Origin of the sequence: Streptomyces sp. NPDC089919 (genome assembly GCF_040684615.1) — a bacterium.
GTDB lineage: Bacteria > Actinomycetota > Actinomycetes > Streptomycetales > Streptomycetaceae > Streptomyces.
This window is the reverse complement of record NZ_JBFBGK010000071.1, coordinates 33,178-45,948: the sequence shown is the minus strand read 5'-3', so window position 1 is coordinate 45,948 and position 12,771 is coordinate 33,178. Positions and strand designations below refer to the sequence as shown.

12 protein-coding genes are annotated in these 12,771 nt (G+C 72.4%); 7 read left to right on the top strand and 5 right to left on the bottom strand.

The window, feature by feature from the left end; all coding sequences use genetic code 11:
- Positions 1 to 171 precede the first annotated feature (171 nt).
- The gene (locus AB0O40_RS25435; RefSeq protein WP_365046054.1) at positions 172 to 1,287 is read right to left on the bottom strand and encodes a serine hydrolase domain-containing protein; all 1,116 of its coding nucleotides are present in this window, start codon (positions 1,285 to 1,287) and stop codon (positions 172 to 174) included.
- 197 nt (positions 1,288 to 1,484) lie between these two features.
- On the opposite strand from AB0O40_RS25435, the gene AB0O40_RS25430 reads away from it, so the two are divergent.
- On the top strand, positions 1,485 to 2,114 hold the full coding sequence (locus AB0O40_RS25430; protein ID WP_365046051.1) for a hypothetical protein: 630 nt from the start codon (positions 1,485 to 1,487) through the stop codon (positions 2,112 to 2,114).
- Between the two features lie 105 nt (positions 2,115 to 2,219).
- Here AB0O40_RS25430 and AB0O40_RS25425 read toward each other — a convergent pair whose 3' ends face one another.
- The 3 genes from AB0O40_RS25425 to AB0O40_RS25415 all read right to left on the bottom strand — a co-directional run bounded on the left by AB0O40_RS25425 (position 2,220) and on the right by AB0O40_RS25415 (position 4,841).
- Positions 2,220 to 3,506 carry an extracellular solute-binding protein gene (locus AB0O40_RS25425; RefSeq protein WP_365046048.1) on the bottom strand — a complete coding sequence of 429 codons (1,287 nt, stop codon included), beginning with the start codon at positions 3,504 to 3,506 and terminating at the stop codon, positions 2,220 to 2,222.
- Between the two features lie 263 nt (positions 3,507 to 3,769).
- Complete coding sequence (locus AB0O40_RS25420) at positions 3,770 to 4,387, bottom strand: SMI1/KNR4 family protein (RefSeq protein ID WP_365046045.1); 618 nt, start codon at positions 4,385 to 4,387, stop codon at positions 3,770 to 3,772.
- A gap of 103 nt (positions 4,388 to 4,490) precedes the next feature.
- Entirely contained in the window at positions 4,491 to 4,841 is a 351-nt protein-coding gene (locus AB0O40_RS25415; RefSeq protein ID WP_365046042.1) for a DUF192 domain-containing protein, read from the bottom strand.
- A 117-nt stretch (positions 4,842 to 4,958) separates the two neighbouring features.
- On the opposite strand from AB0O40_RS25415, the gene AB0O40_RS25410 reads away from it, so the two are divergent.
- The gene (locus AB0O40_RS25410; RefSeq protein ID WP_365046060.1) at positions 4,959 to 5,678 is read left to right on the top strand and encodes an A24 family peptidase; all 720 of its coding nucleotides are present in this window, start codon (positions 4,959 to 4,961) and stop codon (positions 5,676 to 5,678) included.
- 211 nt (positions 5,679 to 5,889) lie between these two features.
- On the opposite strand, the gene mgrA is transcribed toward AB0O40_RS25410, so the two are convergent.
- Positions 5,890 to 6,927 (bottom strand): L-glyceraldehyde 3-phosphate reductase, encoded by a 1,038-nt coding sequence (gene mgrA, locus AB0O40_RS25405; protein ID WP_365046039.1) that lies wholly within the window; start codon positions 6,925 to 6,927, stop codon positions 5,890 to 5,892.
- Between the two features lie 125 nt (positions 6,928 to 7,052).
- Here mgrA and AB0O40_RS25400 point away from each other — a divergent pair, with 125 nt between their 5' ends.
- The 5 genes from AB0O40_RS25400 to AB0O40_RS25380 all read left to right on the top strand — a co-directional run bounded on the left by AB0O40_RS25400 (position 7,053) and on the right by AB0O40_RS25380 (position 12,716).
- Complete coding sequence (locus tag AB0O40_RS25400) at positions 7,053 to 7,814, top strand: isoprenyl transferase (protein ID WP_365046036.1); 762 nt, start codon at positions 7,053 to 7,055, stop codon at positions 7,812 to 7,814.
- Between the two features lie 319 nt (positions 7,815 to 8,133).
- Complete coding sequence (locus tag AB0O40_RS25395) at positions 8,134 to 9,450, top strand: PhoH family protein (protein ID WP_365046033.1); 1,317 nt, start codon at positions 8,134 to 8,136, stop codon at positions 9,448 to 9,450.
- A 407-nt stretch (positions 9,451 to 9,857) separates the two neighbouring features.
- On the top strand, positions 9,858 to 10,544 hold the full coding sequence (locus AB0O40_RS25390) for a transglycosylase SLT domain-containing protein (protein ID WP_365046030.1): 687 nt from the start codon (positions 9,858 to 9,860) through the stop codon (positions 10,542 to 10,544).
- Between the two features lie 131 nt (positions 10,545 to 10,675).
- Positions 10,676 to 11,992, top strand: coding sequence for an AI-2E family transporter (locus tag AB0O40_RS25385; RefSeq protein ID WP_365046027.1), 1,317 nt, complete (start codon positions 10,676 to 10,678; stop codon positions 11,990 to 11,992).
- Positions 11,976 to 12,716: a hypothetical protein gene (locus AB0O40_RS25380; protein WP_365046024.1), complete on the top strand. Its 741-nt coding sequence runs from the start codon at positions 11,976 to 11,978 to the stop codon at positions 12,714 to 12,716. The genes AB0O40_RS25385 and AB0O40_RS25380 overlap by 17 nt, the downstream gene beginning before the upstream one ends.
- Positions 12,717 to 12,771: the final 55 nt, after the last annotated feature.

Here is a 12,771-nt window from a genome sequence, read left to right as displayed (position 1 = left end):
CCCTGCGGCAGGCCCACCCCTGGGACTTCGCGGCTTCGCCGTGCCCTTCGGGCATCCCAGGCCCGGGCCTGCCTCCGGACCAGCCTGCCACCCCCTGTCAAGGGGCTCCCCCACACACCACGGACGGCCTGGGGAGGCGTAGAGGGCCGAGGTACGCGTACCGGGAAGCGGTCAGGCGAGGGCGGCGGCGCGGAGGGCGGCGGCCGTGAGGCGGTCGTTCTCGGGGGCCACGCCGCCGGGGAAGGCGAACCGCCGCCGGGTGTAGGCGTAGGCGACCCCGGTGGCCGGGTCCGCAAAGGCGTTCGCCCCCGCCGCACCGCTGTGGCCGAAGGCCACCGGCCCGGCCGCGGGCTGGCGCTCGAAGCCCAGCCCGAAGGCGTCCTTCCCGCCGGTCACCGCGTCCGTGCCGGGCGTCCCCAGGGCACCCCAGACCGCGGCCGTCGCCGGCTCCAGCAGCCCGTCCAGGATCGCCGCGTACATCCCGGCCACGCCCCGGGCCGTGCCCACCCCGCCGGAGGAGCCGGGGCCGAGGGCCCGGACCCGGGGGTCGTTGCCGAACTCGACCGAGTCCACCGGCACGGCGCAGTGCCAGTTGAAGGCCACCTGCATCAGTTCGGCCGGCGGCCCCTCGGCGGCCCGCTGCGCGAGCTGGGCCTCGGTCGGCAGCATCGGCAGGATCGGCGCCCAGCGCTCCTCCAGCTCCGCCGGCAGCCCCAGGTGGAAGTCCAGCCCGAAGGGCGCCCGGACCCGCTCCTCGAAGAGCTCCTGGACCGTGCGCCCGGTGGCCCGCCGGACCACCTCGCCGGTCAACGCGGCGATGACGTAGGCGTGGTAGCCGTAGCGCGTGCCGGGTTCCCAGTACGGCGCCGCGCCCGCCAGCCGGTCCGCCAGCAGCCGGTCGTCCGCGAGCTCCGCGACGGTGAAGCCGTCCGGTACGCCGATCAGCCCGGAGCGGTGCTCCAGCAGCCCGCGCAGCGTCAGCCGCTCCTTGCCGTGCCCGGTGAACTCCGGCCAGTAGGACGTGACCGTGCGGTCCAGGTCCAGTACGCCGTCCTGCACCAGCAGGGCGACCACCAGGTGTGCGGCGCCCTTGGTGACCGAGTAGACGGAGCCGAGGGTGTCGCCGTCGGTGTGCTCGCCCGACCAGAGGTCCACCACCCGGCGGCCGTGGTGGTGGACCACCAGCTGCGCCTCGGGGGAGTGGGCCTCGCCCGCGACGAAGGCCGCGAGTTCGTCGCGTACCGGCTCCCAGCCCACCGCCACCGTGCCCCGTACTGCCGTGCTCATGCCCTGAACCCCTGTCGCCCGATGAGGTGCCGCCGCCCTTGCGTGGACCGTACATCCGGAACGGGCGGTGCGCCGGGGGGAGTTCCGTCCGGGGCCGCCACGGAACGGGAATGTCCGGATCCGGACCCTGCGCGGCCGAACGGGTGAATGCGGCGGAGGTGCAGTTCCGGCCCGGGCGACGGGCCGTTGTCCCGGGTATGACGGCTCCCTCGCGCCTGCGCCTCGCCCTGCTGACCACCGCCGCCGCCACGGCCCTGCTCGCCGCGGCCGGCACCTCGGCCGGGACGGCCACGGCCGCGCCGCCGGACCCGTACACCCAGGACCCCTCGGGCGGTGACAAGTCGATGCGCTCGGTGCTGAGCGAGGACGGCCACCAGCGGCTGGAGGGGCAGTTCCGCTTCCACCCCGGGCTGGTCTACAAGAACAAGCCGCAGGGCGAGTGGGGCGCCGAGACGATGGACCCGGCCACCATGGCCTACGCGCCGCGGTTCGAGTTCGCGTACAAGGTCTACAGCGGCCGGCTGCTGGGCAAGCAGCTCACCACCCAGAAGGGCAAGCACGACGTCACCCTCGACGCGGAGATCGTCCCGGAGGGGGACCGGCGGGCCCCGGTCGCGCAGTTCCACGAGGCCCGGGCGGGCCGGCACCACACCCTGCGCGAGACCCACGCCGCCGGCAAGCGGATCGCCTGCGACTCGGGGAAGTACCAGGTGCGTTGGGCGGTCACCCGGACCGGCCCGGCGGGCGGCACGGTCACCGTCCGCGGCACGCTGCACTGGGACGCGAGCTGCACACAGCTGCGGGACGCGCTCCAGGGCGCGCGGTAGCGGGAGGAGGGGGGTGCCCGCGGGCGCCTTGTGGGCGCGGGGCGGGCGGGGCCGGGGGCATCGGGTCGACGCCGCGGCCGGCCGGTGTGCTGCGGGGCGGGCCGGTCAGCCGCGGGAGGCTGCGCGGGCCTTCTCGGCGATGTCCTCGAGGACGGCCTTCGGGTCGGCGTCCGGTGCCACGGCACGGCCGATGTTGCGCTTGATGGTGTCGCTGACCGCCAGCCAGGACGGTGAGTTCACCGGGTAGAGCTGGGCGCCCCGTAGCGCGGTCAGGAACTGCGCGTCCGTGCTGTCGGCCCCGGCCAGCTTCGAGGCGGAGGTGGCGCTGGTGGTGGAGGGCAGCAGGTCGTAACGCCGGGCGAACTCACTGAGGTTCGCGTCCTCGTAGACGAAGTCGAGGAAGCTGCCGATGCGTTCGCCGTTGCCGTTCTTCTTGAAGGCCATCATCCAGTCGGCGACGCCCATCGTCGGCGGGGTCTCGCCGGAGGAGGCCACCCAGTCGGCGACCGGCATCGGGACGCTGCCCACCTGGATGCCGCGGCGGCCGGCCTCGTGGGAGAGCGAGGGGTAGCCGTTGAGCATGCCGACCTCGCCGCGCAGGAACGCGTCGAAGGCGTCCTGCCGGTTGACCGAGGCGGGCGGCCGGGGGCCGGTCAGACCGGGGGTGACCAGGTTGTCGCGCAGCCAGCGGAAGGTCTGGATGTTGGGCTCGGAGGCGATGCTGTAGCCGCCGCTGCTGTCCGCCCAGCCACCGCCGTTGGCCAGCTCCCAGATCATGGACTCGGCGTGGGCCTCCTCGGGGCCCAGCGGCAGCGCGTACGGGACCGGCACGCCCTCGCGCTTGAGCGCCTTGGCCGCGGTCTTGAGCTCGGACCAGGTCTTCGGCGGCTCGATGCCGGCCTTCGCGAACAGCTTCTTGTTGTAGAAGAGCAGCCGGCTGCTGGCCACGAACGGCAGGCCGTACATCGTGCTGCCGATCGAGCCGGCCTCGGCCAGCGGGGGCAGGAAGTTCGCCTCGGCGGACACCGACAGCAGCTCGCTGGCGTCGTAGAGCTCGCCCTGCACGGCGAAGTCCGAGTACGCGCCCATCAGCGCCATGTCCGGCGCGTGGCCGTCCTTGACCATCTTGGTGACCTCGCGGTCCACGTCGGTCCAGGGCAGCAGGGTGACCTGGACGGTGGTGTCCGGGTGCTGCGCGTGGTACGCGGCGGTGATCTTGTCCCAGTACGCCTTGGCGCTGGTGGCCGGGGTGTCGCCGTATTCGGCGGCGACGAGCCGGAGGGTGTCGCCACCGTCCCCGGATCCGGCGGACGTGCCGCAGCCGGTGAGTGTCGTGCCGAGCAGGCCGAGGGCCGCCGCCGTCACGGCGGCGCCGAAGAATCTTCGTCGCACGGTCGATGTCCCCTGAATTTCTTTCCGGTTCGGAGGCTGCTTTTGGGCAGCTCTGTGTCGCTCAGGGTTGCCGTGTCCCGCGGTGGCCCGTTGCGCCGGAATTCTCTCCCGGGAATCAGGGGATGGCTGCTTTTGGGCGGCAGGTGTGGGCAATGCTCCAACCACCGGAATTGCGGCTGGTGTTTTCCGATATGTGATCGGCATTCCCGACGCGCGTAGACCGTCCAGCAGGTGAGAACGGCCGGGAACGAGGGCGTCGAGGGTCAGCCCTGGGCGCCGGCGTACGGGTCGGGTTCGCCGGTCTCCGGATTCAGCCCGGCCAGCCAGCGGCGCTGCGCCTCGCGCCAGTTCACGAAGGACTGCGGGCGTTCGCTGTCCCAGAAGACGAGACTGACGGGATTGACGTCGAATTCGTCGGCGAAGAGGCGGCGCAGGAACTCGGCCATGCCGTACGGATAGAGGGCGAACTCCTCGGCGGTGTGCCGGCCGCACACCAGGACCGGCCAGCGGTCCGGGTCCGGGTCCTCGGTGTGCCAGCACAGTATGTCCGCGCCCGCGGTGACGCCCCAGGCGAGGATGTGCTCGGGCGCCGACTCGAAGGCGGCCCGGCCGCCGACCGCGGACCAGGCGGTGCGGGCGTTGGCGGTCTCCTCGGCCATCTGGTCCGGGTCCCACTGGGGGCCCTGCTTGGCGAGCGGCAGCAGGATGTTGGCCTCGCCGTTGATGCCGCCGGCGCCGAAGCGGTGCATGAAGGCGACGTAGTCGGCCGGGAAGCGGGTGCCCCAGGTGGCCTCGGCGGCCCGCCAGTCGATCTCCTCGTCGGCGCCGTGGGTGGCGGGCATGATCCGCTCCAGCGCGTCGACCTGCGCGTTGCCCGTCATGACCACTCCCCGCACGCCGCCCGACCCAACCGCGCCAACTTACCGTGCCCGCCCCCTCCCCCACACCGCCCCACCGGCCCCGCCGGCCGCCCGACCCGCTCCGCTAGCGGGTGATCGTCACCACCGTGCCCCGCCGGAGGCCCCAGGCGGTGAGGCGGCCCGCCTCGGCCTCGAGGACGTGCCGGGAGCGGAGGCGCGGCAGGCCGAGCCGGCCGGGCGGCATCGTCCGGACGGCCAGCACCCGCAGGCTCCCGTCCAGGTACGCCACGTCGATGGGGAAGCGCATCCGGAAGGTGTGCACGCTCCCCGCCGGCGTCAGCAGCAGCGCCCCCTCGATCCCCGACCGCCCCAGCAGCCCCCGCGTCCGCGCCCGGTAGGAGGCCGCGACCTCCAGCGGCACCTCGCCCGCCGGCGCGCCCAGCGTCCCCGCCCCGTCCTGCCACTTCCGCCCCATCGACCCCTCCTCGTCCCGCCACCCTCGCCCCAGCGGCCCCGCGAGGACCGGTGGGCCCCCGGGCCCATGACCGTGCCCCGTCAGCATCCCTAGGGTCGGGGGGTGAGCGGAAGACTGCTGGACTCTCTCCTCGCCGCCGCGCCGGCCGCGGGCTACGGCGCCGGGGCCGGCCGGCTGCTTCCCCGGATGGCCTACCGGCTGGCGGTGGAGCCGGGCGAGCCGTGGCGGTCGGACTGCCCGCAGGGCCACCCCCTGCCCGGCTGGTTCGGCACCGCCCGCTGCCAGGGCCGCCCCTACGGCCCGGGCCCCCGCCGCACCGCCGTCCTGACCGCCGTCGTCTGCGCCCTGCTCGCCGGGGCCGCCGGGGCCGTGCCCGAGGCCGCCGTCTGGGCGCTGCTGGCCCCCTGCGCGGTGCTGCTGGCGCTGGTGGACCGGGCCGTGCACCGGCTGCCGGACGTCCTGACCCTGCCGCTCGGCGCCGCGGCCGTGGCCCTGCTGGGCGCCGCCGCGCTGCTGCCCGGGGCCGCCGGGTCGTGGCGGGGCGCGCTGCTGGGCGGCCTCCTCCTCGGAGCGGGGTACCTGACGCTGTTCCTGGTCCACCCGGAGGGCATGGGCTTCGGGGACGTCAAGCTGGCGCTCCCGCTGGGGGTCGCTCTTGGGTGGTACGGGTGGGGGGTACTGCTCGCCGGGGCCTTCCTCGGCTTCCTCTACGGCGCCCTGTACGGCCTCGCCCTTGTCCTGCGCGGCCGGGCGGGCCGCCGGACCGCGCTGCCCTTCGGTCCCTTCATGGCCGCCGGGGCCTTCACCGCGCTGTTCCTGGGCGGTCTCGGAGCGTAGTCGTGGCGCGCCGGTGCACGCAGGACGCTTTACGAAGGGTTATGGTGGAACCCCCCCCTCGGGCCGGTCCGTATCCCCCCCACGGACCGGCCCGTTTTTTCTTTTCCGGTGCCGCGGGCCGCCGGGCCCCCGCCACCGTCCCGCCGTGTCCCGGGAAACCGCAGCTCAGCGGCCGAGGGCAGCGGGAGCAGGGGAGGGCCCCCGGACCGGCTCAGCCGCGCTGGGCCCAGATGTTCGTCCCCGGCGTCGAGACCGCGTACGAGTCGATCTCCTTCAGTTCCTCCTCGGACAGCGCGGCGCCGCTCAGCGCGGCGATGTTCTCCTCGAGCTGCGGGACGCTGGACGCACCGATCAGCGCCGAGGTCATCCGCTCGTCCCGCAGCACCCAGTTCAGCGCCAGCTGGGCCAGCGACTGGCCGCGGCGGGCGGCGATGTCGTTGAGGCCGTTCAGGCGGCGGGTGACCTCGTCGGAGAGCAGGTCCGGGTCGAGGGACTTGCCCTGGGTGGCGCGGGAGCCGGCCGGGATGCCCTTGAGGTACTTGCCGGTCAGCATGCCCTGGGCCAGCGGCGCGAAGGAGATGCAGCCCATGCCCGCCTCCTCGAGGGTGTCGAGCAGGCCGTCCTCCTCCGTCCAGCGGTTGATCATGGAGTAGGAGGGCTGGTGGATCAGCGCCCGGACGCCCATCTCGCCCAGGATCCGGGCCGCCTCGCGGGTCTGCTCGGCTGTATAGGAGGAGACGCCGACGTAGAGCGCCTTGCCCTGCTGGACCGCGGAGGCCAGCGCGCCCATGGTCTCCTCGAGCGGGGTCTCCGGGTCGAAGCGGTGCGAGTAGAAGATGTCGACGTGGTCCAGGCCCATCCGCTCCAGCGAGGCGTCGAGGGAGTTCAGCAGGTACTTGCGGCTGCCCCACTCGCCGTATGGGCCGGGGTGCATGAAGTACCCGGCCTTGGTGGAGACCACCAGCTCGTGGCGGTGGGCGGCGAAGTCCTGGGCGAAGATCTTGCCGAAGTTCAGCTCCGCCGAACCGGGCGGCGGACCGTAGTTGTTCGCCAGGTCGAAGTGGGTCACGCCCAGGTCGAAGGCCCGGCGCAGGATCGCGCGCTGGGACTCCAGGGCCCGGTCGTCGCCGAAGTTGTGCCAGAGGCCGAGGGAGATGGCGGGGAGCTTGAGGCCGCTGCGGCCGGTGCGCCGGTACTCCATGGAGTCGTAGCGGGAGGCCTGCGCCCGATAGGGATTGTTATCAGTCACGTTGTCCTCCCTATCACGGACTTGTGACGTCCCGGGTTGGGCCGCCCGTCCGTACGCGCAGTAATGTGGCGCAGTCGGGGGACAGCGATTCGCACGGGGGCAAAGCACGGAGGGGCTGGAAGAACGTGAATCTGCGCGACCTGGTGTACGGGCTCTACGCACGCCGAGTGGAAGGCCGCCTGGATCACGCTGCGGTGCCCAAGCACATCGGCGTCATCCTCGACGGCAACCGGCGCTGGGCCAAGGCCTACGGCGGCAGTCCGGAGCAGGGCCACCAGGCGGGTGCGGACAAGATCTCCGAGCTCCTGGGCTGGTGCGAGGAGACCGACGTCGAGGTCGTCACGCTCTGGATGCTCTCCACGGACAACCTCGACCGCCCCGAGGTGGAACTCCGCCCCCTGCTGAACATCATCGAGAACACCGTCCGGGGCCTGGCCGCGGACGGCCGCTGGCGGGTCCACCACGTCGGCAACCTCGACATCCTCCCCTCCGGCACGCAGTCCGTGCTCAAGGAGGCCATGGAGGACACCCGCACCGTCGACGGCATACTCGTCAACGTCGCGGTCGGTTACGGCGGCCGGCAGGAGATCGCGGACGCGGTCCGCTCGCTGCTCCTGGAGCACTCCCAGAAGGGCACCTCCGTCGAGGAGCTGGCCGAGGTCATCACCATCGACCACATCTCCGAGCACCTCTACACGCGCGGCCAGCCCGACCCGGACCTGGTGATCCGCACCAGTGGCGAGCAGCGCCTCTCCGGCTTCATGCTGTGGCAGAGCGCCCACTCCGAGTACTACTTCTGCGAAGTCTTCTGGCCGGCCTTCCGCAAGGTCGACTTCCTGCGCGCGCTGCGCGACTACGCGGCCCGGCACCGGCGGTACGGCACCTGACGGGTTCCGGCCCGGCGCCACGCCGGTCACCTGCCCTTTCCCCCTGAGGCCTTCACCAGGACTTCACTCCGCGTCCGTCATATGCCATGGCATGGCCGAGGGTGTTCGAGGGAATATTCCTGGCAGGTCGACGCCCGATCCACGGGTGTCGAGTCCTCAGCGGACGGCACCCCGCCGTTCGCCCGGGAGGCCCTTTGCACCAGGACGCGCGTGCGGACCGCACGTACGAAGCGGAGGGCCGGTACTCGGCCCTGGCATTGCGGCCGATGACCGGTCCGGTCTTCATGGCCCGACCTCACTCGAGGGGGTACGTCCTTCCGTGGTGACCAGCACAAAGCGCCGCACGCCCGACAGGCGCACCTACGTTCTCGACACCAGCGTCCTGCTGGCCGATCCGCACGCCTTCAACCGCTTCGAGGAGCACGAGGTCGTGCTCCCCATCGTGGTGATCACGGAGCTGGAGGCCAAGAGGCACCACCCCGAACTCGGCTACTTCGCCCGGCAGGCGCTGCGCCTGCTGGACGACTTCCGGGTCCGGTACGGCCGCCTCGACGCCCCCATCCCGCTCGGTGACCTCGGCGGCTCGCTCCGTGTCGAGCTCAACCACTCCGATCCGGGCGTACTGCCCGCGGGCTTCAGGCTGGGGGACAACGACTCGCGGATCCTCGCGGTCGCCCGCAACCTGCAGGCCGAGGGATACGACGTCACGGTCGTGTCGAAGGACCTTCCGCTGCGCATCAAGGCCTCGTCGGTGGGGCTGCTCGCCGAGGAGTACCGCGCCGAGCTCGCCATCACCGACGCGGGCTGGACCGGCATGAGCGAGCTCGCGCTCTCCGGCGAACAGGTCGACCTCCTCTTCTCCGAGGAGCGGCTGTACGTCCCGGAGGCCGCCGAACTGCCGGTGCACACCGGACTGGTCCTCCAGTCCGAGCGGGGCAAGGCCCTGGGCCGCGTCACCGCGGACGGCCAGGTGAAACTGGTCCGCGGCGACCGGGAGGCCTTCGGCATCCACGGCCGCAGCGCGGAGCAGCGGATCGCCCTGGACCTGCTCCTCGACCCGGAGGTCGGGATCATCTCGATGGGCGGCCGGGCCGGTACCGGCAAGTCCGCGCTGGCGCTGTGCGCCGGCCTGGAGGCCGTCCTGGAGCGCCGCCAGCACCAGAAGGTGATGGTCTTCCGGCCGCTGTACGCGGTGGGCGGGCAGGAGCTGGGCTACCTGCCGGGCTCCGAGGCCGAGAAGATGAGCCCCTGGGCGCAGGCGGTCTTCGACACGCTCTCGGCGGTGGCCGGGCGCGAGGTGATCGAGGAAGTGCTCCAGCGCGGGATGCTCGAGGTGCTGCCGCTCACCCACATCCGGGGCCGCTCGCTGCACGACGCCTTCGTGATCGTGGACGAGGCGCAGTCCCTGGAGCGGAACGTCCTCCTGACGGTCCTGTCCCGGATCGGGGCGAACTCCCGGGTCGTACTCACCCATGACGTGGCACAGCGGGACAATCTGCGCGTGGGCCGGTACGACGGAGTCGTCGCGGTGGTCGAGAAGTTGAAGGGGCATCCGCTCTTCGCGCACATCACCCTCAACCGCTCGGAGCGGTCGCCGATCGCGGCCCTGGTGACGGAGATGCTGGAGACGATCTGACCGCAAAGGGGTAAAGCGGACAGTCGAGTTGGCGCCGCCCGGCAAGGCAGAGGAGCCTAGCCGGGCGGCGTCGTGCCGCACAGGGGATTTCCCAAACCTACGACCCCGTAAGCGGTGTGAGCTTTCACACGCAACGGAGAATTGCCTTGCGGCGTCAACCTCCGGCAGAGTCTTGCTTCCGTCAGGCCCCGCATACGGCACACGTGTACCTCCACCGAGGCGCACACGCAGTACCGCTAACTCCACAGACGACGCCGTATGCCGCCCGGAAGCACCACGCGGCACTCCTCTCAGGGGAGTTGTCCACGGGCCCGCACCTCCAAGTGACCGATGGCAAGTGGAGGTCAGCGCCAGGGGCACTCTTGCGTTCGCCCGGTCACCCGTGAGCGCTGCTGGAAGGAAACCGTGTGAGCCGGATCTCGGTCCGGGGATTCGCAGTGGCCTCGGCCACCGCGGTCACCACCGTCGGTGCAGTCGTCGGCGTCGCCGCCGGCGACCCGGGCGCCTCGAACGACCTCGAGACGACCGCCGCCGGGACGACTCTCCTCACTGACATCCCGGTCGGCGAGCAGGCCCAGGTCCAGACCGCGTCCGTGACGCAGCAGGCCGACGCCCTCGCCTCCGCGGCCGACGCGGACGCGAAGAAGTCCGCCGAGGAGACCGCGCGCCTCCAGGCCGCCAAGGACGCCAAGGCGAAGAAGGAAGCCGCCGAGGCCAAGGCCAAGGCCGAGCGCGAGGCCAAGGAAGTGGCCAGCCGCTCCGCCACCCGCGACCCCGACTCCTTCACGCCGCAGAGCTCGTACTCGGTCTCCGAGGTCAAGGCGATGGCCCGCCAGATCGTCGGCGCCGGCCAGTTCCAGTGCTTCAGCAACATCGTGAACCACGAGTCCACCTGGAACTACCGCGCGGTCAACGCCAGCTCGGGTGCCTACGGCCTCGTCCAGGCGCTTCCGGGTTCCAAGATGTCCTCGGCCGGTGCCGACTGGCGCACCAACCCCGCGACGCAGATCAAGTGGGGCCTGAACTACATGAACGTCCGCTACGGCAGCCCGTGCGACGCGTGGAGCTTCTGGCAGGCCAACCACTACTACTAGGCCGGCCCGGCGCCGACCTCCTCGAGGGAGCGCCCACCCCTGCTCGGCGAAGCCCCGCACCGTCCTTCGGTGCGGGGCCTTTCGCGTGTACGGTCGAGCGAGTGCGCGTCCGGGTGGGGGAAGGGAACGAGATGTCGAAGAAGCCTGGCTGGCTCCGCCGGCTCGGCCACGGTCTGGACCGGGTCGAGGCGGTGCTCGACGAACGCCGGGCCGAGGTGGAGGCCGAGACCGCGCAGCCCGAGCCGGCTCCGGCACCCGCCGCCCCGCCGCCGGACGCCGCCCCCCACCCGCAGGGTCCCCGGCCCGAGCCGGCCAGCGTGGTGCCCTGGGGCGTGCGGGTGGCCGCCGAGGCGAGCTGGCGGCTGCTGCTGGTGGCCGCGATGCTCTGGGTCGTGATGCGGGTGATCAGCGAAGTCCGGCTGGTGGTGCTCGCCTTCACCGCCGCGCTGCTGGTGACCGCGCTGCTCCAGCCCTTCGTCGTCCGGCTGCGGCGGCTCGGGGTGCCCCGGGGGCTGGCCACCGCGATCACCGCCGTCTCCGGCTTCGTGATCCTGGGGCTGGTGGGCTGGTTCGTGGTCTGGCAGGTCATGGAGAACCTGGACGACCTCTCCGACCGGGTCCGGGACGGCATCGACGAGCTGAAGCGGTGGGCGCTGGACAGTCCCTTCCACGTCACCGAGAAGCAGATCAACGACATCGCGAAGAACCTCCAGCAGACCATCACCACCAACACCGACGAGATCACCTCGGCCGGGCTCCAGGGTGTGACGGTGATGGTGGAGGTGCTGACCGGCATCCTGCTGATGATGTTCTCCACCCTCTTCCTGCTCTACGACGGCAAGAAGATCTGGGAGTGGACCCTCGGCCTGATGCCGGCCATCGCCCGCCCCGGGGTGGCCGGCGCCGGCCCCCGCGCCTGGCGCACGCTGACCGCCTACGTCCGCGGCACGGTCATCGTCGCCCTGATCGACGCCATCTTCATCGGCCTGGGCATCTACTTCCTGGACGTGCCGATGGCCGTCCCGCTGGCCGTGTTCATCTTCCTGTTCGCCTTCATCCCGCTGGTGGGCGCGGTGGTCTCGGGCGCGCTGGCGGTGGTGGTGGCGCTGGTGACCCAGGGCCCCGGCACCGCGCTGGCCGTACTGATCGTCGTACTGGCCGTGCAGCAGATCGAGGGCCACGTCCTCCAGCCGTTCATCCTGGGCCGGGCGGTACGGGTGCACCCGCTGGCCGTTGTGCTCTCGGTGGCCGCGGGTGGGATGATCGCCGGGATCGGGGGCGCGGTGGTCGCGGTCCCGCTGGTGGCGGTCACCAACACGGTGGTGGTCTACCTGCGGGCGTACTCCCGGGAGCACGAGCTGCGGATCGGACCGGGCCCGCACGGCGCCACGGCGGTGGCCGCGGCTCCGGCCGGTCAGGGGGAACCGAACGGTGATATCCGAGCCTGAGCTCGACGACTTCGAGCCGCCGGCGGGCGAGCGCCCGCTCCGGTACGAGGACCCCGCGGACCCGCCGCCCGCGGCCCGGCCGCGGCGCCCGCGGGGCCCCTGGGTGTGGGCGCTGGCCGGCGCGGTGCTGGCCTCGGCCGGCTGGGCCGGCGCCCTCTACGCGACCGGCTACGGCCGGGACGAGGGCAAGCCGCCGCTGGCGTACCGGGTCCCGGGGGACCTCTGCGAGGAGGTCAAGGCCGCGGCGCTGCTGCGGGCCTTCGGGCGCCCGATGGACGGCACCAACCACTTCGACGTGCAGCACCCCGCCGTGGACTGGTACTCCTGCGTCGGGCAGGCGCAGGGCAAGGAGACCAAGGGCTGGTTCGCGGCGTACGAGTACGACTTCACCCTCGCCGTGCACAAGGAGACGGATCCGCGGCCGGAGCTGGACGCGGACGCGGACCGCAGCTTCTGGGGCGCCGGTGAGCCGATGAAGCGGGAGGAGGTCCCGGGCCTGGGGGAGTACGCGGTCATGCTGACCGGCTCCGACGAGGGCAACCCCGAGCTGCGGGTGGTCGACGGCGGCGCGGTCTTCACCGTGCGGGCGAGCGTGAACTGGTCCTGGAACGGCGACAAGGAGCCCCAGGAGGAGCACCCGGCCGACAGCATCGACACCACCGCCCTGCAGGCAGCGATGATCGAGGACCTGCGCTCCCTGATGGCCGGCCTGCGGAAGAAGTAGCCGGGAACGGCGGAACCCCCGGCCCGCGGAGGCGGGCCGGGGGTTCACGTCCGGT